This is a genomic window from Kribbella sp. NPDC048928, from assembly GCF_043197975.1.
In the GTDB taxonomy this organism is placed as follows: Bacteria; Actinomycetota; Actinomycetes; order Propionibacteriales; family Kribbellaceae; genus Kribbella.
On sequence record NZ_JBICUC010000002.1, the window covers coordinates 90,710 to 115,569 of the forward strand.

At 68.4% G+C, this 24,860-nt stretch carries 16 protein-coding genes; 6 read left to right on the forward strand and 10 right to left on the reverse strand.

Translation table 11 applies throughout. The features are described from left to right. Nucleotides 1-8: 8 nt before the first annotated feature. Nucleotides 9-1,385, reverse strand: coding sequence for a hypothetical protein (locus ACGFI6_RS07260; protein WP_393115899.1), 1,377 nt, complete (start codon nt 1,383-1,385; stop codon nt 9-11). Nucleotides 1,386-1,540: 155 nt separating this feature from the next. On the opposite strand from ACGFI6_RS07260, the gene ACGFI6_RS07265 reads away from it, so the two are divergent. Both ACGFI6_RS07265 and ACGFI6_RS07270 read left to right on the forward strand, forming a co-directional pair. Next, nucleotides 1,541-5,194 (forward strand): NPCBM/NEW2 domain-containing protein, encoded by a 3,654-nt coding sequence (locus tag ACGFI6_RS07265; RefSeq protein ID WP_393115901.1) that lies wholly within the window; start codon nt 1,541-1,543, stop codon nt 5,192-5,194. A 136-nt stretch (nt 5,195-5,330) separates the two neighbouring features. After that, nucleotides 5,331-6,767 (forward strand): methyltransferase, encoded by a 1,437-nt coding sequence (locus tag ACGFI6_RS07270; protein WP_393115903.1) that lies wholly within the window; start codon nt 5,331-5,333, stop codon nt 6,765-6,767. 37 nt (nt 6,768-6,804) lie between these two features. Here ACGFI6_RS07270 and ACGFI6_RS07275 read toward each other — a convergent pair whose 3' ends face one another. The 4 genes from ACGFI6_RS07275 to ACGFI6_RS07290 all read right to left on the reverse strand — a co-directional run bounded on the left by ACGFI6_RS07275 (nt 6,805) and on the right by ACGFI6_RS07290 (nt 13,245). After that, a complete protein-coding gene (locus tag ACGFI6_RS07275) occupies nt 6,805-8,376 on the reverse strand; it encodes a diguanylate cyclase (RefSeq protein WP_393115905.1) in 1,572 nt (523 codons plus the stop codon). Between the two features lie 12 nt (nt 8,377-8,388). After that, on the reverse strand, nt 8,389-9,960 hold the full coding sequence (locus tag ACGFI6_RS07280; protein ID WP_393115907.1) for a diguanylate cyclase domain-containing protein: 1,572 nt from the start codon (nt 9,958-9,960) through the stop codon (nt 8,389-8,391). Between the two features lie 854 nt (nt 9,961-10,814). Continuing rightward, nucleotides 10,815-12,119: a cytochrome P450 gene (locus ACGFI6_RS07285; protein WP_393115909.1), complete on the reverse strand. Its 1,305-nt coding sequence runs from the start codon at nt 12,117-12,119 to the stop codon at nt 10,815-10,817. Nucleotides 12,120-12,450: 331 nt separating this feature from the next. Then, nucleotides 12,451-13,245, reverse strand: coding sequence for a DUF2785 domain-containing protein (locus ACGFI6_RS07290; protein ID WP_393115911.1), 795 nt, complete (start codon nt 13,243-13,245; stop codon nt 12,451-12,453). A 193-nt stretch (nt 13,246-13,438) separates the two neighbouring features. Between ACGFI6_RS07290 and ACGFI6_RS07295 the strand changes: the two genes are divergently transcribed. Beyond that, nucleotides 13,439-14,287, forward strand: coding sequence for a hypothetical protein (locus ACGFI6_RS07295; RefSeq protein WP_393115913.1), 849 nt, complete (start codon nt 13,439-13,441; stop codon nt 14,285-14,287). A gap of 132 nt (nt 14,288-14,419) precedes the next feature. Here the strand turns inward: ACGFI6_RS07295 and ACGFI6_RS07300 are convergent, their stop codons facing one another. From ACGFI6_RS07300 to ACGFI6_RS07320, 5 genes are all read right to left on the reverse strand, one after another. Continuing rightward, complete coding sequence (locus ACGFI6_RS07300; RefSeq protein WP_393115915.1) at nt 14,420-15,184, reverse strand: hypothetical protein; 765 nt, start codon at nt 15,182-15,184, stop codon at nt 14,420-14,422. After that, nucleotides 15,184-16,164 carry an ABC transporter ATP-binding protein gene (locus ACGFI6_RS07305; protein WP_393115917.1) on the reverse strand — a complete coding sequence of 327 codons (981 nt, stop codon included), beginning with the start codon at nt 16,162-16,164 and terminating at the stop codon, nt 15,184-15,186. The genes ACGFI6_RS07300 and ACGFI6_RS07305 overlap by 1 nt, the downstream gene beginning before the upstream one ends. Before the next feature lie 287 nt (nt 16,165-16,451). After that, nucleotides 16,452-17,651, reverse strand: a complete 1,200-nt coding sequence (locus tag ACGFI6_RS07310; RefSeq protein WP_393115919.1) for a DUF4142 domain-containing protein — start codon at nt 17,649-17,651, stop codon at nt 16,452-16,454. 118 nt (nt 17,652-17,769) lie between these two features. Then, nucleotides 17,770-20,073: a sodium-translocating pyrophosphatase gene (locus ACGFI6_RS07315; RefSeq protein WP_393115921.1), complete on the reverse strand. Its 2,304-nt coding sequence runs from the start codon at nt 20,071-20,073 to the stop codon at nt 17,770-17,772. A 257-nt stretch (nt 20,074-20,330) separates the two neighbouring features. Then, a complete protein-coding gene (locus tag ACGFI6_RS07320) occupies nt 20,331-20,660 on the reverse strand; it encodes an STAS domain-containing protein (protein ID WP_167217803.1) in 330 nt (109 codons plus the stop codon). A 237-nt stretch (nt 20,661-20,897) separates the two neighbouring features. Here ACGFI6_RS07320 and ACGFI6_RS07325 point away from each other — a divergent pair, with 237 nt between their 5' ends. The 3 genes from ACGFI6_RS07325 to ACGFI6_RS07335 all read left to right on the forward strand — a co-directional run bounded on the left by ACGFI6_RS07325 (nt 20,898) and on the right by ACGFI6_RS07335 (nt 24,758). Beyond that, nucleotides 20,898-23,207 (forward strand): DEAD/DEAH box helicase, encoded by a 2,310-nt coding sequence (locus ACGFI6_RS07325; RefSeq protein WP_393115923.1) that lies wholly within the window; start codon nt 20,898-20,900, stop codon nt 23,205-23,207. Nucleotides 23,208-23,272: 65 nt separating this feature from the next. Continuing rightward, nucleotides 23,273-23,671, forward strand: a complete 399-nt coding sequence (locus ACGFI6_RS07330; protein ID WP_393115924.1) for a hypothetical protein — start codon at nt 23,273-23,275, stop codon at nt 23,669-23,671. Nucleotides 23,672-23,990: 319 nt separating this feature from the next. Beyond that, nucleotides 23,991-24,758: a ricin-type beta-trefoil lectin domain protein gene (locus ACGFI6_RS07335; protein WP_393115926.1), complete on the forward strand. Its 768-nt coding sequence runs from the start codon at nt 23,991-23,993 to the stop codon at nt 24,756-24,758. The last annotated feature ends 102 nt before the right edge of the window (nt 24,759-24,860 follow it).

Consider the following 24,860-nt stretch of genomic DNA (forward strand, 5'->3'; position numbering starts at 1 on the left):
CGAGGGATTCACCGGACGAACCGCACCTCCGGATACCGCGCGGAATCGCCGCGCAGCAAGGGCTCCGGGCGATGCCGCAGCGTCTGGTCGAAGAACGCCCCGAGGTACTCGCGCTGCGCCAGCACGCTGCGGGCCGGCTTCGCACTGCCGACGAGCGCCTTCATCACCGAGGTGATGATCGGATCGGTCCCGTAGATCTCGTGGAACAGCTGGGAGAAGATGAACTGGAAGTCGGTGAAGGCCTTCTGCTTGGTGTTCGTCAGCGCGAGGTTGAGCTTCCCGCCCTGCTGCGCCTGCCAGAAGGTTGCCCACGACTTGTCGTAGAAGTCCTTGCCCGGCTCGGTCCGCTGGGTCTCGCCGGAGCCGAACAGCAGGAACGGCCGATCCAGCCCGTGCTCCGCGACATCGCCGAGCGGGCCCCTCAGCCGGTCGTCCTGCAAGGTGCCGTCCAGGTCCGCGCCGGCCAGGACCCGTTCGTCCGCGAGCATCGTGTTCGCGGCCGTGTAGCCGCCGAGTGCGAAGCCGAACATCCCGGTCCGGCGCAGTTCCAGGCCTTCCGCTACGCCCTCCGGCAACTCCTTGCCCTCGGCATCGACATTCTGTCCGTCGGCGATCCGTTCCAGCTGGTCCAGGACGAACCGCGCGTCGGCGGTCCGGGTCTCGACCGCCGCGCGGATGTCCGACGGCTGTGGCGGTTCGTCCGAGACGAGACCCGGCAGGAATCGGCCGCCCGGGTACTCGACCGGCGTCTCGTGTGGGTGGTCCATCGTCACGACGACGTACCCGCGGCTGGCCAGGTCCTCCACCTGCGCAGTGTTCACGAACCGGCTGTACTGATAGCCGGGCGAGAACAGTACGACTGGGTGCGGCAGCCGCTGCATGCGCGCGTCGACGCGTGCATGCGTCACGGTGTTACCGAAGTCGAAGGAGCCGGGCGGCAGCGCTAGGCCGTACTCGCCTGTCCACACGTCGTCGACCGCGACCGCGGTGCGGGCCGGCATATAGGTCGCGTACGGCGATCTGGACATCTCCGCGGGGTACCAGAGGCTGATCATCAGTTCGCGTTGGCCGCTCGGCATCGACGGGTCCGGGCGGGAACGGTCGATCAGGTGCAGCGTGGTCGTCCCGAGTGCCTTCCGCCCGGTCGGCGCCGGCAGCCGGAACTTCACCGGGTGAAAGTCCGGGTCGCCCGCAGCGTGTATCCCGTCCGGGGTGGCGGCGCTCCCCACGTCGAGGGAGGTTCCTGGGTCGTACGGTGACGCGTGCGCCAGGCCCGGCGCGCCTGCTGTCACTCCTGCCGCGAGGCCGGCCGCCAGACCCGCCGTCAGCAGGTGACGCCTGGTGAGAACGGGGTCAGTGGGGCTCGTGGGACGCAAGTTCACCATGCGCTCATCGTCATTGCCCTGTTTCACTCCGTGATGGAGACACCGTCTCAACTTGATGAAGCTGACCTGATGACAATCCGCAGCCGGTGAGCTTCACTGTGGGCATCTTGTTCATTGGTGCGTGAAGTGAGGCAATCATGAGCATCTTTGTCCGCATGAAACGTTCAGTAGTCGCACTGGCCTTGCTGGCAGGCGCACTCGTGTACACCGCGCCTGCCGCCCAGGCAGCCGCGACCACGCTCGGTGACGTGACCGGGTTCGCGGCCGACCACGCGACGTACACCCTCAGCGCCGGTCCGGCGAAGGTGCGCGTCGTGTTCCTGAAGGACGACGTGTTCCGCCTGTGGATGGCCCCGGACGGGAACTTCACCGACCCCGCGAACACCCCACCGACCGATCCGGGCGCTCCGGCGTCGAACATCGTCACCAAGACCGACTACGGGACGCCCCGGACCACGTGGCGGGACCGCGGCACGTACTACTCGCTGAGCACCGGGAAGATCGAGGTACGGGCGCAGAAGCACCCGCTGAAATTCTCGCTCTACCGCTCCAACGGGCAGTTGGTGTGGTCCGAGACCGCACCGCTGTCGTGGACCGACACCTCCACCACCCAGACGCTCGGCCGCGCCGCCAACGAGCAGTTCTTCGGCGGCGGGATGCAGAACGGCCGGTTCTCGCACCGCGACCAGACGATCAAGATCTCCAAGGACTTCAACTGGGAGGACGGCGGCAACCCGAACGCGTCGCCGTACTACATGAGCACCGCCGGGTACGGCGTTCTCCGGAACACGTTCAGCCCGGGTAGTTACACCTTCACTAGTCCGGTTGTAACTAGTCACGACGAGAAGCGCTTCGACGCGTACTACTTCGTCGGCGACCTGAAGACGTCGCTGGACCGCTACACCGAACTCACCGGCCGGCCGTTCATGCCGCCGATCTACGGACTCGAGTACGGCGACTCCGACTGCTACAACCGCGGTCACTACGCGACCGACCCGGATCCGAGCAACGACTGGAAGGTCAACCCGGACAAGGTCACCACGCTCGACGCGGTGAAGGTCGCGCAGAAGTTCCACGACGAGGACATGCCCGGCGGCTGGATGCTCGTCAACGACGACTACGGCTGCGGGTACTCCGCCACCACCGACTCCGAGCAGGTGGACGGCACCTGGTGGGGCAAGCGCGACATCCCCGCCCTGAAGCAGACCGGTGACGAACTGCGAGCCCGGAACCTCCAGATGGGCCTGTGGACGCAGTCCAATCTCGACCGGCAGCAGGCCGAGGTCGGCGACGCCGGTGTACGGGTCCGGAAGCTCGATGTCGCCTGGGTCGGCCCCGGGTACCGATACGCGCTGAGCGCCTGCGACACCGCGCACGACGGGATCGAGCAGTACAGCAACGCCCGCGGGTTCGCGTGGATGGTCGAGGGCTGGGCCGGCGCGCAGCGGTGCGCGGTGCAGTGGACCGGTGACCACAGCGGTTCGCTGGATGCGATCAGGTGGCAGATCCCGGCGATCACCGGCTCCGGCAACTCCGGGATCGCCTACAGCGCGGGCGACATCGACGGCATCTTCGGCGGCTCGGCGACCTCGTACGTCCGCGATCTGCAGTGGAAGGTGTTCAACCCGGCGTTCATGAGCATGTCCGGCTGGTCGACGCCGGCGTACAAGCAGCCCTGGGCGTACGGCGACCCGTACACCTCGATCAACCGCAAGTACCTGAAGCTCCGCGAGCGGCTGCTGCCGTACTTCTACACGTACGCCGCCGAGGCGCACCGCACCGGCGCGCCGCTCAACCGGTCGCTGGTACTGGAGTACCCGGACGACCCGCACACCTGGGACGACACGACCAAGTACGAGTTCCTGGCCGGGAAGGAGTTCCTGGTCGCGCCGATGTACGGCGCCGACGAGGTGAAGAACGGGATCTACCTGCCGAAGGGCCGATGGGTCGACTACTGGAGCGGCCGGGTGTACCAGGGCCCGACGACCGTGAACGGGTACCACGCACCGCTCGACACGCTGCCCCTGTTCGTGAAGGCGGGCGCGGTGGTGCCGATGTGGAAGTCCGGGATCAACAACGCCGCCGAACAGAAGCCGGGCGACCCGGTCAGCGTCGACATCTACCCGTCGGGCAAGTCGTCGTTCAACCTCTATGAGGACGACCGCGTGACCCGCTCGACGAAGTCCGCGACGCAGACGTTCGCGGTCGACGCGCCGACCAGCGGCCGCGGCGACATCACCGTGAACATCGGTCGCAGCAACGGTTCGTACGACGGCAAGCCGACGGCGCGCCCGTACGAGTTGACTCTGCACACCGGCACCGCGCCGCACGACGTCACCATCGACGGGCATCCCGCCAAGTGGAGCTTCGCGAACGGCGTCGTCACCGTACAGACCGGGTCGATCGCCACCTCACGGTCTGCCGTGGTTCGCCTCTCCGGCACCTCTTCGGTCGGCGGACCGGATGTCAGCAACACCTTCGGCACCCCGGAGCTCATGACACCGTCGCTCTGGAACGCCCCTGGCCAGGCAACGGAGGTGACCGCCACGTTCCGCAACAACACGCCCGGCACCCTCCGCAACGTTGCCCTGGCCGTGCAGGTTCCGGCCGGCTGGACTGTCAGCGGCGCCGACCAGTTCGCCTCGGTCCGCTCCGGCCGGACTGTCACCGCCAAGCTGCAGGTGACGCCCGGCGCGGACGTCAAGCCTGCGAGCTTCACTCTGCAGCTCAAGGCAAGTTACGTTGCTCAAGGCAAGAGTTACTCGAGCTCTGCTTCGGCCACTGCCGAGCTGCCGTACGCATCGTTGTCCCAGGCAGCCAACCTGGTCGGCATCAGCGATGCAAACACCTATACACAAGGCAATTTCGACGGATCCGGTGACAGCTTCAATGGCGAAGCACTCGCGGCCGCCGGCTACTCGCCGGGCGCCAAGGTAACGGTCCAGGGCGCCGACTTCACCTGGCCGACCGGAGCGCCGGGTACACCGAACGTGGTGAAGAACCAGTCCGCGCCGATCCTGGTCTCGGGCACCGGCTCGCACCTCGCACTACTCGGCGCCGGCGCGAGCCTCAACGCTCGTGGGACCGTCACGATCATCTACACCGACGGCACCACGTCCGAAGGCACCTTCCAGTTGCCGAACTGGTGTTGCCAGGACCCGACCACCGGTGGCGCCGCGCTTGCCGTTTCGGTCAAGGGGCGTTACACACCGAGCGGTTTGGGTAATACGACGACGGACTACCGGGTGTTCTACACCGCCGTGCCACTGGATCCGGGGAAGACGGTGAAGGCGATCGAGTTGCCCGGCGGCGGACTCGGATTCTTCGCGGCGACGATCGCGGACAAGCCGTTGCCGCCGGCACCTACTGGGGAGAACTGGGTCAGCGACCTGGAGTTCCTCGACTCGACCAACGGCTGGGGACCGGTAGAACGCGACCACAGCAACGGTGAGGACGCGGCCGGCGACGGTGCGCCGATCACACTCGACGGCACCCAGTACGCGAAGGGACTCGGCGCCCACGCGCCCTCATCGGTCTCGGTGCGGCTCGGCGGGAACTGCACGACGTTCACCAGCAAGCTGGGTATCGACGACGAGATGGAGGACCGCGGCAAGGTCACGTTCAAGGTCCTCACCGACGGCACCGCCAGATACACCTCCGATCAACTGACCGGAACATCTCCCACCGCCTCGACCTCGGTCGACGTCACCGGCGCCCAGACCCTGACTCTCCAGGTCACTGACGGCGGCGACGGCAACACCAGCGACCACGCCGACTGGGCCGAAGCCAAGCTCACCTGCAATCCATAACCTCGCGATCGGCAGCTCGACAGGATGTGTGGACCCCGCGGGTAGTGCACCTGAGCGTGAAAGCTCAGCCCGCGTACGGTGTCTCGCGGTGCTCTACCTGTCGAGCTGCGGCCGCGGTGGGTGGGAGGATGGGTGCATGTTGACGGGGAATGCTGTGGAGGGTTTGCGGACGGCGTTTGCCGGGGCGGGGTACACCGTGGACGGGGTCGCCGAGCGGCTCGGGGAGCGGGCGAATGCGGCGCTGGCGCGGAACGAGACGGCGCCGGCGGCGCGGCGGACGGGCTCGGGCGATGCGCTCGACACGATGATCCGGCTGTTCTTGCTGCAACGTGCTGTCCCGGAAAATCTTGTCAGTAAAGCATTTCCGGCCGACGATCTAGTTGCCCTGGGCATCCTCGAGCGCAGCGGATCCGACGTCAAGGCGCTGCTGGACGTCCGGCCGTTCGCGGAAGACGAGCGGGAGTGGTGGGTGGTTGCCGACCTCACCCCGGGCCTCGACGGGCGACGCGAGCCGATGCGCTCCGACTACGTGCTCGGCATCGCGCCCGCGAGCCTCAGCCTGATCCACCTGACCGTGCCGGTCAAGGCCGACCGGGCGCTCGACATCGGCACCGGCTGCGGCATCCAGTCGGTGCACCTCGCGGATCGCGTCAACCAACTGGTCGCGACCGACGTCAACCCGCGGGCCCTGCAACTCGCGGCGGCGACAGCGGCACTCAACGGTATCGACCTCGACCTCCGCGACGGCAGCCTGTACGAGCCGGTCCGCGGCGAGCGCTTCGACCTGATCGTCAGCAACCCGCCGTACGTCATCTCCCCACCGGGCGGCGGCCTCACGTACCGCGAGACCGAGTTCACCGGCGACGCCGTGGTCGAGCAGCTCGTCCGGCAGGCCCCCGAGCACCTGACCGACGGCGGCTGGTGCCAGTTGCTCGCCAACTGGACCTGCGTACGCGGCGAAGACTGGCAGGAGCGCATCGCCGCGTGGACGGCGGACCGGTCCGCGTGGGCCGTGCAGCGCGAGCAACTCGACCCGTCGGAGTACGTCGAACTCTGGCTCCGCGACGCCGGCCTGCACGGCACGCCGCAGTACACGACCAGGTACGACGAGTGGACGCGCTACCTCGACGAGCAGAACGTCGAGGCGATCGGTATGGGTTGGATCACCCTGCACAACGTCGAAGGATCGCTCGACGCCGAGTCCTGGCCGTACGAGATCGAACGCCCGATCGGCCCGCATGTCCTGCACCGCTTCGAACGCCGCGAAGGCCTGCCGGCCGACCTGACCGCCCTGCATCTGCGGGTCGCCGACGACGTCATCCAGGAGACGACCGGCCAACCGGGCGCCGAGGACCCCGCGACCATCGTGCTCCGGCGGCAGCGCGGGATGCGCCGCGCGGAACAGGTCGACACCGTCCTGGCCGGCTTCGTCGGGGCGTGTGACGGCGAGCTGAGCACCGGCCAGATCCTCGCCGCACTGGCAGACCTGATGGACCGTCCGATCGTCGACGTCCTCGCCGACTACCTCCCACAGATCAGAAACCTCGTCGTAGAAGGCTTTCTGAACTACTGAGTGCCAAGCGCAGTAGGCGCGGGATAGCAGAGGCGCCCTAACCTCGGCGGCGGCGCTTGTCGGCGTACATTCGTCGATCGGCCTCGCGCAGCAGCTCCGCCATCGGCGTACCGTCGACGCTGCTCGCCTGCCCGACGCTCAGCCGCAGCATCGCGAACCACGGCGTGCTTCCGAGCGCCTGGGCCTGCTCCGCCACCCGATCCGCCGCGCTTTTGATCCGCTCGACCAGCTCCCGCGCACCACGCTCGTCCGGATTGTCCAGTACGACGACGAACTCGTCCCCGCCCGCGCGTGCCACCACGTCCTCCGCGCGGCACTGCTCGACCAGCAGCGACCCGACCCGGCGCAGGACTTCGTCGCCGCTGGCGTGCCCGAAGCTGTCGTTGATCACCTTCAGATTGTCGACGTCGATCGCGACCACCCCGACCGAACGGCCAGAGGCCTGCGCGGCCGCCATCCGCTCGTCGAGCGCGCGCCGATTCCCCACACCGGTCAGCGGATCCTCGCGGGCCGCCCGCCATTCGGCGTCGTGCCGGATCGAGAGCTCGTGGTTCGCGAGGGCGCTGCGTACGGCGTACAGGCCGCGCAGCCGCTCCGCCCACCACCCGCGGCTGATCGCCCGTGCGTACTGCAGGCCGGTCGCCGCGCCGTCGTCCCCGGACGCCGCGATCACCTGGACTACGGTGTGCCGGACCAGCGCCTCCACGGGCGGATCCGACGTCAGCGGCAGGTCGCTCGCGGCCCGATCGGCGGTCTCCATCGCGTCACCGGTCCGGCCGAGCGTCAGGTATGCCTTGGCCAGGTACGTTCCCGCGATCGCGGCCAGCTCGAGGTCACCGAGCTTCGCCAGCTGATCGCGGCAGTCCTTGAGGATCACCGCTGCTCCGGCCGCGTCGCTGTCGTCGTTGCTCGCGGCGAGCCACATCCGTCCGGCCATCGGCCAGTACCCGAGCAGGTCGGACGCGACGATCACCTCGACCGCCGCCCCCGCCCAGCGGTGCGCGGCGCGCTTGCGTTCCCGGATCTCCTCGTCGTACGACGTGTCGCCGAGCCGTTCGAGCTCGTGTGCCCAGCGCAGGTTCGACTCGGCGAGGTTCAGGCGGGTGATCGCCGGCGACTCGGTGAGCCCCAGCGGATCGTGGTCGCCCGCGGCGGCGAGCTCGAAGTGCGGGATGCAGAGCTCGTACAGCCGGAGCAGGTCGTAGGCGTACCCGAGGCCGGTGTGTCCCCAGCCGGCCAGGCCGAGGTCCCTGGTCCGCGAAAGCGCATTCTCGGCGGCGACCAGGTCCGCGACCGAGTCACCGCCCTCGCCGGTCCGGATCAGCGTGACGATCCGCAGCGCGATCGCGTTCGCCTCCCAGCCGGGCTCGTCGATCGCGCGGGCGACCCGGATACAGCCGTCGACCGCATCCAGGGCCTCGACCGAGTCGGTGGCGTGATGCGCCGCGACCGCGCGGACGTACTCCGCGGCGGCCCGCTCGTGGCTCGGATCCGGATCGAGCTCGGCGAGCAGCTCGTTGATGTCGCCCATCGCCTCGACCGCGTGGCCCGACTGGGCCCGCGTCATCGCCGCCGCGATTCGCGCCGTCACCCCCGACGTCTCGCGCACCACACCCCCCTCTCAGCTCTTCCGGCGCTTGTCCTCGTACAGCCGCAGGTCGGCCCTGTTGATCAGCTGTTCGACACCGAGTCCTTCGGCGGTCGCGGCGTACCCGAGACTCAGCCCGAGCCGGCGCAACCACGGTTTGTCCGTCGTCGCCGCGATCGCCTCGACCGCGACCCGGATCCGCTCGGCCAGCTGCGCACCGCCCTTGGCGTCCGGCTGGTCGAGCACCACGAAGAACTCGTCGCCACCCGATCGAACCACGGCATCGGTCGCTCGCGCTTGTTCTACGAGCAGATTTGCAGCAACCTGCAGTAGTTCGTCCCCGCAGGCGTGCCCGAACGTGTCGTTGACGACCTTCAGCCGGTCCACGTCGATCGCCAGCAGCGTCACGGCGCGGCCCGAGTCCCGGGCCGCGGTCAGTCGTTCGTCGAGCGCGCGACGATTCCCCACGCCGGTCAGCGGATCCTGCCGCGCGGCGTGCCACTCGGCGTCGTGCCGGGCCGGCAGATCGTGCGCCGCCAGCGCATGCCGTACGGCGTTGAGCGCCCGCTGCCGTTCCTTCCACCAACCCTGGGCGACCGAACGCGCGTACGCCAGCCCAGCGGCCGATCCTGGCGTACCGTCGATCGCGGCCATCTCCGAACGGGTCTGCAGCACCAGGATGTGCGTCGATGGATCGGCCAACGGAATCAGGTCGTCGGCGGCCCGGTCCGCGGCTGCCTTCGCCTCGTCGGTCTTCCCGTGCGCGCGCAACGCCCTGGCCAGGTAGGCGCCGGCGATCGCGAGCCGCTCGGTCTCGCCGAGCTTGCTGATCTCGTCGCGGATCGCGGTCAGGTCCGAGACCGCCTGCTCCGGATCCTCCGCGGTGACGGCCGCCGCGAGCCAGAGCCGCGCGCTGAGCCGCCAGAACTCCTGGCTCTCGTCGTCGACGATCACCCGCTCGGCCTCCCGCGACCAGTACGCCGCGGAGGCCAGGCGCTCCTCGATCTCTTTTGTATACAAGGGATCACCGAGGCGCTCGAGCTCGTGCGCCCAGCGCAGGTACGTCTCGGCGAGGTTCAGGCGGTCGATCGCCTCGGACTCGGCCAGGTCGAACACGTCGTCGTCCAACTGGGTGGCGAGCTCGTAATGCGGAATGCACAGTTCGAAAAGCCGCAGCACGTCGTACGCGTAACCGAGGCCGGTGTGCGCCCAGGCGATCAGGCCGGCGTCCTTCGTCCGGTTCAACGCCGCCTCGGCCGCGACCAGGTCGTTCACGGTGTCGCCGCCGCGGCCGCTGCGGGCGAGGTTGATGATGCGGACCGGGAGGGCGTTCGCCTCCCAGCCCGGTTCGTCGATCGCGCGGGCGATCTCGACACAGGCGTCGACGGCTCGCAGCGCCTCGTCCGCGTCGCTGGCGTGGTGCGCCGTCACACCACGCACGTACTCCGCAGCCGCCAGCGCGTAGCTCGGTACGCCGCCCAACTCGGCCCGGATCGCGTCGATCTCGGCGGCCGCGCTCTCGTGCCCACCCGACTGTGCCGCGGTCATCGCGGCGGCGATCCGGGCGGTCAGTGCGGCACCCACCGCCATCTCGCCATTGCCCATACCCGCCGACGGCCCTTCCCTGATCCGACACCCGTACCTCGGGCCGGACCGCCCATTGTGACCACCCACCCCGCGTCCTGTCACGACCCGATCCGGCCAACGACCACCTAGTGCCACAACTACCGCACAGGGTGTACGCCCTCACCCCCCATCACAGCGCTCGAACACCACCCCGCATCCAATCCCTCCGCCGAGCCCAAACCCGCACCAAACGCCTGCACCCGCACCCGCGCGCGCCCGCACCGCCAACTGCGCCGTCGTCGCTCACCGGTATCACCAGACGGCGACCTACGAGTAGCAATGGCCTATCGCCATTCCCCGGGGGGCTAGCCGCGATCTCGGGGCCGCTCGAGTCAGCCGACCCGCGCGCCAGGCCCACCGTCTCAGAGCTTGACCTCTGAGGTGGCGGGTTGGCGAGGCGCATGCCAAGCGCCAACCCGCAAACGCAGAGGCCAACCTCCGAGACGGTGGGTTCGCCCGCGATGCGACGGGAGCGGGTTGATCCAGGCCATGGCGGGTCGGGAGTTGGGCGTTGGTCTTCGAAAGTACCGGCCGGCGTGGTCGCGGGCCGGGGCTGACATCTCCGGCCGGCCCGGGCCGGCACATCCGGCCAGCGCGGGCCGGGGCCGGCACATCCGGCTGGCGCGGGCCGGGGCCGGCACATCCGGCTGGCGTGGGTCGGGCCGCGCCGACCAGCTCAGAGGTTGACCCCCGAGATTGTGGGTTGGCGGCCTGCAAGCCCAGTGCCAACCCACAAGGTCAGAGGTTGACCGCGCACGTGGTGGGTGCGCCGCGATGCGAGGAGAGCGGCTTGTTCGGAGCGGGCGGGGGTGCGGGTGGGTGGGGGTGGGCGGTTAGCCGGCGGCTTGTTCGGGGGTGGTGGCTCGGAGGCGTACGGGGAGGGTGTCGATGCCGTAGACGATCGAGAAGTCGCGGAAGCGGAGTTGTTCCTCCGGGACGGCGAGGGCGAGGTCCGGGAAGCGGTGCGCAAGGGCGGTGAACGCTGCGCGGAGCTCCATCCGGGCGAGTTCGGCGCCGACGCAGCGGTGCATGCCGTGGCCGAACGCGAGGTGTGCGGACGACACCGTACGGCGCGGGTAGAACTCCTCGGCGTCCGCACCGAACAGGCCCTTGTCCCGATCCGCGCCGGACAACGACACCGCGACCAGGTCGCCCTTCTTCACCTGCTGCCCGAACAGCTCGTGGTCGTGCCGGGCGAACCGCGGGAACGCGACCTGCACCACGGTCAGGTACCGCAGGAGCTCCTCGACGATCACGTCGACGGCACCCGGCTCGTTCCGGATCCGCTCGAAGTTCTCGGGGTCGCGCAGCAGCACCAGGGTGCCGAGCGCGAGCATGCTGGCCGACGTCTCGTACCCGCCGAGGAACACGCCGTCGGCGAGCCCACCGAGCTCGACGTCGTCGATCGCGTCGCCCTTGTCGCGGATGATCGACCCGATCAGCCCGTCACCCGGGTGTGCGCGCTGCTTCCGGACGATCTCGAACAGGAATTCGCGGGACTCGCTCGCGGACCCGAACAGCCCGATCCCACCGCCGGACATGTCGAACCGGGCCGGCCCGAGCGCCCGGAAACGGTCCCGGTCCTGCTCCTCGACGCCGAGCAGGTCCGCGATCAGCAGGAACGGTACGTTGAACGCGAAGTCCGAGACGATGTCGACGACCGAGCCCTTGGCCTCCATCTGGTCCAGCTGGTCGTTGACGATCTTCTCGATCGCCGGCTCCAGGCGGGCCAGCTTGCGCTTGGTGAACTCGGGGGTGAGCAGCTTGCGCAGCCGGGTGTGGTCCGGCGGGTCGGTGAACCCGAGGCCGCCGATCCCCTCGGACGGCTTGTTCGGATCCGAGCCGACCAGGGGGCGGATGTCGTGGCTGTAGTCCTCTTCGTTGGAGAGCACGTACTTGGCCTCGGCATGCCCGCTCACGACCCAGACGTTCAGCCCGAACAGGTGGGCCAGCTTGTGCACCGGCTCGGTCTCCCGCACGGCGCCGAGCTCGGGCACGGGGTCCAGACCCTGCCTGCGCAGCGGCATCGAGACCGCGCTGGGGAACATCCGCATCTTCGACAGATCGAGACCACCTTTACGGGTGGTCCTGTTGAGGATCCGGTTGCCGACCCAACGCTTCAGGTATGTCGCAACCATGACTTCTACGCGCCCTCTCTCGACTGCGCCCCCGAACGGCTCTTGTAGCTCAAAGTTAACGTCGTCAGGGACCAGAACTGATGGTGTTGGCACTACTCGGGTAGTGGCGTTGGCACCACCATGGGAGGGGGCCATGGCGTGCCAGCAGAGACCCTGCCACGGACCGAGCCCCGACTGCCACCTGACACCACCTGTACTCCGCCCTGGATCACGACATGCCGTTCCTCCGGGAGGATTCAGGGAAAGTCCAGACGAAAGTCGGATGCGCCATACTCATCGGACGGCCGCAACGACCGGTTTGTTGCCCGTGACGACGGCGACGCCGGTCAGCTCAGAGATAGTACGGCGTGACGACCCGGAACACGTCCATCAGTTTGGTCTTGACCTGTTCGGCTTGCGGGATCCGTGTGAGCTTCTTCGCATCGCCGACCCGTAGACCGTGGTCGGCCAGCACGTACAGGACCCGCAAGGTGCGCAGCGTGTTCGTCACCTCGGGCGGGAACCCTTCGGTCGGCGGGTTCGCCAGGATCCGGATCGCCGGGTCGAGCCAGTCGGTCGCGTCGGTGTCGGTCAGGTCCGGCCGGGTCAGCGTCGCAGCAAGCGCGTACCCGAGCCGGTCGTCCTCGAGGTCGCGGAGCACGTACGGCGTCGGCGTCAGCAACCGCCCGATCCCCAGCCGGAGCATCTGGACAGGCTCGACCGCCGGGTGCTGCCCGAGCGTCCCGAGCAGGTCGGCCCCGTGCGCCACCGCATGCAGCCAGCCGAGCTTCTCGTCGTACCCGCGCAGGTCCTGCTCCGCGACGTACCAGCGCTCGAACGGCGGCACCCACTCCGGCTCGTAGACGCCGGAACTGACGATCACGTCCAGGATCAGCGGCGCGAACGTCCGCGCCTGCGGCTCGGCATCCCCGAACCGCGGGATCATCTGGTCGCCGAGCTCACGCAACTCCTGCTCGGACAGCACCCCGCGGCCGGCCCAGGTGGCGAGGATCGAGTACGCCTGCCGGTCCCGCACCACCGGATCCGGCGACCGCAGCATCCCCACCAGCTCGGCCACCAACTCGCCCAGCGGCCGCCCCTCGGGTACGGCGAAACCTGCCTCACACACCTGCGCCCAGTCCGTCATGCGCGGCAGGCTAAACGCCCACCACCCCACCTGGCTACCCACATCTGCCGCAACCGCAATCCCAGCAGCATTGCGAACGCGACACGATTGCACCGCCGTACCGCGATTCATTGCAGGTTGCTGCAATTACCCTTGCCACCCGAATCGAGCGCAGGCCTAATCTCGAATCGTCAATTTCGACAAAGGGGGAATGATGAAAATCATTCGGCATGTAATTGTCGCGGCCGTTGCATTCGCGGTCGCCGCGACCGGCGTTCAGGCAGCGGCGGCTGCGCCGCGGAGTACCGGGCAGGTGGTTCGGCAGGCGCTTGGGGTTCGCGGACCGGAAGTGGTTGGTCAGGCGCGTCCTGGGGTCCGGATCGATGACGGGGCGAAGAGCGTCAGCGTGGTGGCCGGTGGGGTGACGCACACCATCGGGGCAACGGACCGGCGGAACTCGGAGGTTCGCCGACTGGCTGACGGCGGTCAGGTCATCACGGTCCTGCGGCACGGGGACAGCATTCGGTACGACGTGGCGCTCGCGCCCGGGTGGACGCTGCAGAAGGCCGGCGCGGGGCTCCTGATCACCAAACCGGGTACGGACCTCGTGGGGAGCGTGGCGGCTCCGTGGGCGATCGACGCGGCGGGACGCTCGCTGCCGACCTGGTACGAGACAGCGCCGGGCAACCGGCTCGTGCAGCGTGTCGGCACAGCGGGGGCGGCGTACCCGATCACGGCCGACCCGAGGCTGACTTTCGGCCGGGGGATCTACCTGAACCTGAGCGGCGTCGAGGTGCAGGGCATGCTGGCGTTCCTGATCGCCGGCGGTGGGGCGGCCGCGTACCTGAGTTGCAAGGGTCTGGCGAAGCTTCCGTCGGAAGTGAAGAAGGTCGTCGAACTGCTCTGCAAGGTCCCGGCGGTCGCCGCCGCAGCGACTATCAAGAATGTTCTGAACGCCTTGAAGAGTCTGGGCGAAATCAATGCCTATGCGTGCTATCAGAAACGCATTGTGCCGAATCAGGGCGGCTGGAAGATCGTCGACGGAAAGAACTGTCGCGGCTGACACAACAGAACGGCCCGTGGAGGTCCGGTGATGTACCGGAACTCCACGGGCCGGGTGCGACCAGGACCCCTCAGCCCGGCCGGGCACGTGGCCCCGGCCGAGGCCCCTCAACCTCGGCCGGGGTCGTTCTTGTCAGGCGTCGCGCTTCTTGGCGATCACCAGGGCGATCACGAGCAGGCCGATCGCCCAGGCGGCGAAGTACACCAGTGACCAGGTCGGACCCATCACCGCAGCGTGCGCCGACGGCGCACCGGCGTTCCCGCCAGGCTTCTGGTCGCCGGTCAGCCACCAGTCGACGCGGGAGAACGGGCCCCAGTCGCCGATGAAGTCGCCGACCTTCGGGATCGCGCGGCCGATGCCTTCGATCAGCAGCGGCCAGCAGATCACGATCGCGATCGCGCCGGCGCTCTGCCGGACCATGATGCCGACCGCGACGGCGATCACCGCGGACAGCAGGTAGACCGGTGCGACACCGACGATCGCCCGCCAGTCGGCGCCGGTCGACAGCCCGAGGTCGGCGTCCGGCACCAGGATGTTGCCGAGCCCCAGAGCCACAAAGGCAGAGATCAGGCCGATCAGGCCGCTCAGCACGGCCGCGACGCCGGTCTTCGCGAGCAGGACCGGAGTCCGCTGCGGGACCGACAGGAAGCTGGTCCGGATGGTGCCGAAGCGGTACTCGGTGGTGACCGCGAGGGCCGCCATCACCATCATCACCATCAGGCCGAAGTTGTACGTACTGATGGTGTCGACCGGCCGGAAGTCCCGGGTGATGTTGTCCGGAGCGAAGATGAAGCCGAGCGTGACGAACCCGTCGGCGAGGGCCAGCGCGAGCACCATGCACCACCACGGCGACCGGGTGCTGAAGAGCTTGATCCGCTCCACGGTGATCAGGGACATCAGATCTGCTCCTCTTGCGCGACGATCGCCTCGGTCTGCGTGACGGCCGGGACCTGCGTCGCATCGGTCGCGTGGTACTGGACCGAGTCACCGGTCATCTGCATGAACGCCTGCTCCAGCGAGCCGCGCTGCAGGCTCAGCTCGTGCAGCGTGATGCCCTTCGCGGCGGCGGTCTCACCGATCTGGTCGGTGGTCACCTCGCCGTCGATGAACAGCACCCGTCCCTGACCCTCGACGTCGTCGATCCGGGTCTTCAGGCTGTTCTGCTGCAGGACGCTCTGCAGTTCGTCGAGCTGCGGGCTGCGGACCTTGATGCTGCTGCCACTGGCGCGGTCGACGAATTCCGTCGTACTGGACTGGGAGATCAGCTTGCCGCGGCCGATCACGACCAGCTCTTCGGCGGTCAGCGCCATCTCGGACAGCAGGTGGCTGGAGACGAAGACCGTCCGGCCCTCGTCGGCGAGCCGGTGCATGAACTGCCGGATCCAGACGATGCCCTCGGGGTCGAGACCGTTCACCGGCTCGTCGAAGAGCAGGATCTCCGGGTCGCCGAGCAGGGCGCCGGCGATACCGAGCCGCTGGGACATACCGAGCGAGTAGTTGCCGGCCCGCTTGCCGGCCACCTCGGTCAGGCCGACCAGGCCCAGCACCTCCTCGACGCGGCCCTTCGGCAGCTTGTTGGATGCCGCCATCCAGGTCAGGTGGGCGCGGGCCGAGCGGTTCGGGTGCACCCACTTGGCGTCGAGCAGCGCACCGACCTTGGTCAGCGGCCGCTTCAGGTCGCGGTACAGCTGGCCGTCGATCGTGACAGACCCGCCCGTCGGGGCGTCCAGGCCGAGGATCATCCGCATCGTGGTGGACTTGCCGGCACCGTTCGGACCGAGGAAACCGGTCACCTTGCCGGGCTTGATCTCGAAAGACAGGTTGTCAACGGCAACTGTCTCGCCGTATCGCTTGGTGAGGCCCTTTGCCTCGATCATCGCCGTACTCCTCGTTCGGTGTGGCGTGAAAAATCGTTCCCCCGGGCGGGCGGGTCGGTGCTGATGAGATCAGTATCCAGGTCCACAGGGGGCCAGGCATCGGACCCCGGACGGATCCGGTGTGTCCACCCCTGGGTTGATTCTGCCGTCCGCCCGGCGGCCGTCGCCATCGGTTGAAACCCTGACCACAACCCCGACGATCCCCGATCCCGCGGCCCGGCACATCAGCCGAAAGTCGACGGGCGTCGTACTTCCGGCTACGAACCTGGAAGTCACCACCAAACGGTTCAATCCACCGGTACGCCGTAGAGCACGAGGTTCTCGCTGTAGCGATGGGTCTTGTGGTTGTACGCGCCTGTACAGGTCACCAACGCCAGCCGTGGCTTCACAGCTCCCTGGAACAGGTCCGCCGGCAGCGCGCTCTGCAGGTACGTCTTGCGCGCCACGATCCGGTACCAGTGCACGTCACCGGTCCCCGCCGTGACGGCAACCCTGGTGCCGACCGGCACCTCCGACAGCGGCGCGAACACCCCGAGCCCGCGCGTCGTGTCGACATGACCGGCGAGCAGCACCGTACCGCCGGACGCACCCGGCGCCGCACCCGCGGCCCACCACCCGACGTCGGCCGACTTCGGTACGTCGAGTTGCCCGTTGGAGGCCGTCGCGACCGGACGCACCGTCGCCTCGAGGTATCCGGGCAGCTTCAGCTTCACCGGCGGCACGGCGGCCTCCCGATCGGACGCCGGCTTGCCCTGATCAGGCACCTTGCCGGTGTTGGAGGACTGCCCGCCGAACAGCATCACAAGGCCGGCCGCGAGCGCCGCGATACCGAGCAGGCGCCGCCGGAACGAGATCGACTTGCCGACCAGCAGCAGGATCACGCCGATCGCCAGCAGGATCAGCGCAGCCCGCGAACGGGCCTTCTGCTGGTCGGCGTGCTGACCGCCCTCCCCGGTCGACACCACCGGCGTACCGGTCCCGGTACGGCACGGTCCCGCCACCAGGCGCAGATCCATCTCGATCACCGGTTTGGCGCCGTCGGCGATCGACTCGACAGCAGGCGACGCGTTCTTCGGTACGTCGCCCTCGACCAGCGTCAGGTACTGCTGGTGTTCCTGCCGCTGCAGGGCCATCCACGCCGCGTCGTACCCGGACTTCCCGGCCTTCGCACCGAGGGCCTCGAGCTGCTTGCGCTGCGCCAGCGAGGGCACCGTCACCAGCACGATGCTGAAGCGGGTGGCGATGTCGAGCTCCTGCGCGGCGAGCTTGCGATGATCGCGCTCGAGCTGCGCGGCGGCCTTGCGCACACACGACGTACTGCCATGGGTCGTGGCCGCGTGGGCGGCCGCGATGATCGTCAGGTTGTGCTGATGCGCGGCGTAGAGATAGGCCGAGTCCGGTTGCGGAGTCGCCGCGTTCGCCGGCTGCACCGTCGCCAGCAGTCCTACCAGGACCAGGAACAGCAAGGCCGGTAGCCGTCGAGACATCACGGTACCTCCCCGCATTCCGTCGTACGTCGACAGTAAACGGGCACGCGGCGCGGGTCCAGAGATGCGGAACGGCCCGCCGGTGAGACCGGCGGGCCGTTGCGTTTGCAGCAGTGCGTCAGGCAGCAGCCTTCGCCTCCGCCGGGGTGTCGGCGATGACCGACTCCCGGCGCTTGGAGACGTACACGGCCGCGGCCAGGATGATCACGGCGACGACCGCGATCACGATCCGCAGCGCGGTGTTGGTGTTGTCGCCGATCGACGACATCCCGACGACCGCCGGCGCGATCAGCACCGAGACCAGGTTCATCACCTTGATCAGCGGGTTGATGGCCGGACCGGCGGTGTCCTTGAACGGGTCACCCACGGTGTCACCGATGATGGTGGCCTCGTGCGCGTCCGAACCCTTGCCGCCGTGGTTGCCGTCCTCGACCAGCTTCTTGGCGTTGTCCCAGGCACCACCGGAGTTGGCCAGGAAGACCGCCATCAGCGTGCCGGCGCCGATCGCACCGGCCAGGTAGCCGGCCAGCGCCGCGGCGCCGAGGCCGAAGCCGACGGCGATCGGGGCGGTCAGCGCCAGCAGACCCGGCGTCGCGAGCTCCCGCAGCGAGTCCCGGGTGCAGATGTCGACGACCTTGCCGTACTCCGGCTTGCCGGTGCCTTCCATGATCCCGGGGATGTCGCGGAACTGGCGACGGACCTCGTAGACGACCGCACCGGCGGCGCGGCCGACGGCGTTGATCGCGAGACCGGAGAACATGAACACGACCGCGGCACCGAGGATCAGGCCGACCAGCGTGCCCGGGTTGAACACCAGCGCGTCGGCCTCGAACTTGGCGTAGTTGTCGGCGAGCGAGATGCGGATCGCGTCGGTGTAGGAACCGAACAGGGCGGTCGCGGCCAGTACGGCGGTCGCGATCGCGATGCCCTTGGTGATCGCCTTCGTGGTGTTGCCGACGGCGTCCAGCTCGGTGAGGATCTGGGCCGCTTCGCCGTCCACGTCGCCGGACATCTCGGCGATGCCCTGCGCGTTGTCGGAGACCGGGCCGAAGGTGTCCATCGCGACGATGACGCCGACGGTGGTCAGCAGGCCACAACCGGCCAGCGCGATCGCGAACAGCGCGACCACGCCGGAACCGCCGACCAGGAAGGCGCCGTACACGGCCGCCGCGATCACCACGGCGGTGTAGACGGCGGACTCGAAGCCGACCGAGATACCGGACAGGATGACCGTGGCCGCACCGGTCAGCGACGACTTGCCGACGTCCTTGACCGGCTTGTCCTCGGTACCGGTGAAGTAGCCGGTCAGCGCCAGGATGATCGCGGCCAGCACGATGCCGATGATCACCGAGACGGTGGCGATCAGTCGCGGGTCGCCGTCGTAGGCGGCGATCGCGTCGGTGGCGCCGGTCAGGTCCTTGAAGCTGCTCGGCAGGTACACGAACGCGGCGACCGTACAGAGGATCGCGGAGACCAGCGCCGAGATGTAGAAGGCGCGGTTGATCGTGCGCAGGCCGTTCTCGCCGACCCGCGGGCGGGTCAGGAAGACACCGATGACCGCGGTGAGCGCGCCGATGGCCGGCACGATCAGCGGGAAGATCAGGCCCTGCTCGCCGAACGCGGCCTTGCCCAGGATCAGCGAGGCCACCAGCATCACGGCGTACGACTCGAACAGGTCGGCCGCCATACCGGCGCAGTCACCGACGTTGTCGCCCACGTTGTCGGCGATCGTCGCCGCGTTCCGGGGGTCGTCCTCGGGGATGTTCTGCTCGACCTTGCCGACCAGGTCCGCGCCGACGTCGGCGGCCTTGGTGAAGATACCGCCGCCGACCCGCATGAACATCGCGAGCATCGCGGCGCCGAAGCCGAAGCCCTCGAGCACGGTCGGGGCGTCGTCCTTGAACAGCAGCACGACGAGCGCGGCGCCGAACAGGCCGAAGCCGACGGTCATCATGCCGACGGTGCCACCGGTACGGAACGCGACCCGCATGGCCGGCTCCCGGCCCTCGTCGCGAGCGGCCGCGGCGACCCGGACGTTGGCGCGCGTCGCGAGCCACATACCCAGGTAGCCGATCGCAGCGGAGAAGCCCGCGCCGACCAGGAAGAACACGGAGCGGAAGATCTTCAGCGTGGTCTCGTTGCCGCCGTCGGTGTGCGCCGGCAGCAGGAACAGCAACAGAAACGCGACCACGGCGAAGATCGACAATGTCCGGAACTGCCGGTTCAGGAACGCCGAGGCGCCTTCCTGCACCGCCGCGGCGATCGTCTTCATGTTCTCGGTGCCATCGTTCGCGGCAAGCACCTGGCCCCGGAAGACCATCGCGATGACGACCGCAAGAATCGCGATCACCCCGACAACGATCACCAGTGTGGTGTTGCTCGACGAAAGATCCACCGCTTGTGGAGCAAGCAGCGCGGACATCCGTCCTCCTTGTAGGCAACCCATCCAGGCATGACGGCCCCCGTCTGCCGCAACCGAAGGGTTGGGGAAATACGACACAGCGCCAGGGGACTGGCGCGGTGGGTTACTCTAACCGGTTCCCGACCAGACCTGACGACAGGGTGGTCTACGCCATACCGGACCGGAACGGCAAGTCCCGTGCCGGAACTCGGGCACTGGAGTCACTCAACGTAGTATCGGAGTTACGTTTTCGCTTGCGCAGGCGCCTTCGGACCCGTTCAGATGGCCGACGCGACGTCCGGGTGAATGTCGAACACCTTGGTCAGGCCGGTGATCCGGAAGATCTTCAGCAGCCGTTCCTGGGTGCAGACCAGGGACAGGGATCCGTCATGGGTACGCACTCGTTTCAGCCCGCCGACGAGGACGCCGAGGCCGGTGGAGTCCAGGAACTCCACGCGTTCCAGGTCGACGACCAGGTCGAAGACCCCTTCGTCGACGAGCGCGGCGATCTTCTCGCGGAGCTTCGGTGCGGTGTAGACGTCGATCTCCCCCGCGACCTCGATGACGGTCCGCCCGCCCTCGGCGCGCGCGGTCAGCGACAGATCCACTTCGGCCTCCGATCCCGTGAACTGCTGCATTCAACCATGTACGGACCGTGAGTAGACCCGTTGTGGAAAACTCTTTCATCTCGGCCCGGGGAAGTCGATTCCCCTCCGGAAAATGCCGCGTGCATCGGAACGTGCATTCTCAGCGGGGACTCAGCTGAGACTGGGCCGAGACTGGGCGAAGAGCTGTCCGTGGCGACGGCTACGCTCCCGGTATGCGTGCGGTTGGTGAGGCGGCTTATGCGTGCCGGTGGTGAGGCAGCGGCCGTTCTGAAGCGCCTGGCCGCCGGTCGCGACGACCGGCTGACGCACGTCGAGTCGGTCCCGCCGCGTCCCGGGCAGACGTGCGACTGGCCGCGCTGGGTCCCGCCGGAGGTCCTCGACCAGTTGCGGGACGCCGGCATCACGGCTCCTTGGACCCACCAGGTCGCGACCGCTGAGGCCGCGTACGGCGGGAGGCATGTCGTCGTTGCGACCGGGACCGCGTCGGGCAAGTCGCTCGGCTACCTGCTGCCCGCCTTTGCCACGTTGAGCATCGCGCAGGCCGCGTCACCACATCGCCGCGCGGCGAGCGTGCTGTACCTGTCGCCGACCAAGGCGTTGGCGCACGACCAGTTGCGAGCGGTCTCGTCGTACACCGTGCCTGGCCTGCGCGCCACGACGCTCGACGGCGACTCCGAGCTGACGGAGCGGGACTGGGCGCGCGACCACGCGACGTACGTGCTGAGCAATCCGGACATGCTGCACCGGTCCGTGCTGCCCAATCATCAACGCTGGGCACGGTTCCTGGGCTGTCTGCAGTACGTCGTCGTCGACGAGTGCCACCACTACCGCGGGGTGTTCGGCGCGCACGTGGCCGGCGTGCTGCGGCGACTGCGCCGGGTGTGCGCGCAGTACGGCGCCCACCCGATCTTTGTGTGTGCATCGGCGACTGTGGCGGAGCCCGCGGTGTCAGGCGAACGCTTGACCGGGCTGCCGATGGAGGAGGTCGTCGCGGACGGCTCTCCGCGCGGCGGTATCTCCTTCGGCCTCTGGGAGCCGCCCCTGACCTCCCTGCACGGTGAGAACGGCGCCCCGGTACGACGGTCCGCAACAGCCGAGGTAGCGGACCTACTGAGCGACCTGGTTGTCTCGGGCGTCCGCACAGTCGCCTTCGTGCGCTCACGACGGGGTGCCGAGTCGGTCGCCATCACCGCCCGGGAGAACCTGGCCGAGGTCGACTCGTCGCTGATCGACCAGGTGTCGGCCTACCGCGCCGGTTATCTACCTGAGGAACGCCGCCGGCTCGAGGGCATGCTGCAGAGCGGGGAGCTCACCGGGGTGGCCGCGACGAACGCTCTCGAGCTGGGTATCGACATTGCCGGGCTGGACGCCGTACTGCTCTCCGGCTGGCCTGGGACCCGCGCATCGCTGTGGCAGCAGGCGGGACGCGCCGGCCGGGCCGGTGGGGACGCGGTGGCGTTGCTGATCGCCCGTGACGACCCGCTGGACACCTACCTCGTGCGACACCCAAGGGCGATCTTCGGCCGGCCCGTCGAGGCCACGGTGTTCAACCCCGAGAACCCGTACATCCTCGGGCCGCAGTTGTGCGCGGCTGCGCAGGAGGTCCCGTTGACGGCCGACGACTACGCGATCTTCGGCAGCACGACGCCGCAGGTGATCGCCCAACTGGTCCGGCAGGGGCTGCTGCGCGAGCGACCGCATGGATGGTTCTGGACCCGGCGGGAGCGGGCCGTCGACGCGATCGACATCCGGTCCGCGGGCGGGAAGACCGTGCAGATCGTCGAGGACCGGACCGGGCGGCTGCTCGGCACCGTCGACGGCGGCTCGGCGCACTCGTCGGTCCACGAGGGTGCTGTGTACGTCCACGCCGGCGAGTCGTACCTGGTGCGCTCGCTCGACCTCGAGGAGCACGCCGCGGTCGTCGAGCAGGCGTCGCCGGACTACACGACGTTCGCGCGCGACGTCACCGAGATCAGCATCCTCGCGACCGAGGAGACCTGCACCTGGGGTACGGCGGAGCTGTCCCGCGGCTGGGTACGGGTGACGAGCCAGGTCATCTCGTACCAGCGCAAGCTGATCGCAACCGGGGACGTACTCGACGAACAGCCTCTGGACCTGCCGGAGCGGACGCTGCAGACCAAGGCGGTCTGGTGGACTATCCCTGACAGCGTTGTCGAAGCGCTCGGGTTGGCTGACGTACCGGGAGCGGCTCATGCCGCCGAGCACGCCTCCATCGGACTGCTCCCGCTCTTCGCCACCTGCGACCGCTGGGACATCGGTGGCGTCTCGACCGCCAAGCACGCCGACACCGGCCGCCTCACGGTCTTCGTGTACGACGGCCACCCGGGCGGAGCCGGTTTCGCCGAACACGGGTACGCAGCGGCGCGCGAGTGGTTGACTGCGACACGCCAGGCGATTGCACACTGTGAATGTACGGATGGCTGCCCGTCGTGCGTACAGTCACCGAAATGTGGGAACCAGAACAACCCACTGGACAAGAGCGGCGCGGTGGCGCTGCTCACCGCATTGCTGAGTAGTTCTGAGTAGTTCTGAGTAGTTCTGAGCAGTGAGGCCTGAAGGGCCGGCGCCGGCCGGCAGAGAGGCAGGTCACCATGGCCGTTCTCGGAATCGTCCTGATCGCCCTCGCGGTGCTGTTCGGACTCGGCGTCTCGGTGACGTCGGGCGCGTCCACCACGCTCGAGGTGTTCGGCGTCGACTTCGGCGTCTCGGTGTCGACCGTGTTCTTCCTCGGCGCGATCACCGGCGCGGCCCTGGTCGCCGGCCTGTGGCTGCTGAAGAAGGGCCTCGGCCGCGGACTGCGGCGGCGCAAGGAGATGCGCGACCTGCGCGCGAAGGTCACCGACGGTGAGGCCACCGCCGACGTGCCCGCGGAGCGCGTCGAAACGCCCGCCGAGGTGCCGGCGGAGCGCGCGGAAGTACCCGCCGACGAGCGGCCGGAGTTGCCGCAACAGCGTGCCGAGGACCCCTCGGAGACCCACCAGCCGCACTGATCCCACTCGTTGCCGTTGGCATCAGCCATTGCCGGAAATCCCTGGCATTGCTGTAATATCTCGAACGTTTCACAGCCTCCACACGGTGATCGCACAGCGACCCGGCGAGTCGATATCGATGCCTCGCGCAACGACGTTTGCCTGGCAGTTAGTTGCCATTGGCATCAAGTTTCGCGAAATCGGCATAACCTCCACGGCCGGTCCTGTGCATTACTTGTTGTGGCGTCAACGTCGCGCTGAGTCACTGCCGGCATACCGGCTCGCGCCACGGGTCCCGACGACCTGACGCCGTGAGATAGCACGACCTCTGGAGGTTGTCTTGATCATCCGAAAGCTGTTCAGCCGCACCGGCGTAGTGGTGCTCGCGGTCAGCGTCGCCATCGCCACGGCCATACCGGCCCAGGCAGCGAACCCCGCACCCGGCGGTTCGAAGTCTCCGGGCGTCACGGTCGGCGTGGCCCAGCAGATCGCCGTCCGGTCCGACACCCGCTACTGCCTGACGTTCGTCGCGGCCGACAAGGTCCCGATGGCGGTCATGATGGCGTGCGCGCCCGGCAAGGAGGGCAAGACCCAGGAGTGGATCTACACCGAGTCCGGCCAGCTGCAGGTCGCAATGAGCAAGAGCGTCGGTGGCGCCCTTGCAACGACCGGCGCCTGCCTGGACAGCGGTGCGGACCTCGCCAAGGTCCCGTCCTCGGCGCCGCTCCTGGTGCTGCCCTGCCGTGACGGCAGCGGACAGAAATGGAGCTACGACAAGGGCACCGGCACGTTCGTGAACGCGGCCAGTGGGCTCGCCCTGACGTCGCTGCTTGGCAAGGGGAAGGCCAAGCAAGCACAACCGACCGGCAGCATGAGCACTGCCGGCACGCCGATCCAGGCCTGGGCCGGGCTCCCGGTGCCGAGCCTGGACATCCTGGGCGCCGTACTGGCACTCGTGAACGCCCTGCTGTCGTCGCTGGGCCTGGCGCTGCCCCTGCCGATCGCAGGTGCGGCCGCGAGTCTGCTGACGCTGGTCCGGCCACAGGTACCGATTCCGGCGCAGATGGAGACGCTGCCGAAGCAGATGATGGAACTGGCCCAGAGCTGATCCCGAACCAACCAGCCAACGAGAGGACAGCCGGCCCCGACATCGTCGGGGCCGGCCGTTTTTCTCTCCTTGTCTCTCAGCGTCTCTCAGTGTCTGTTGGGG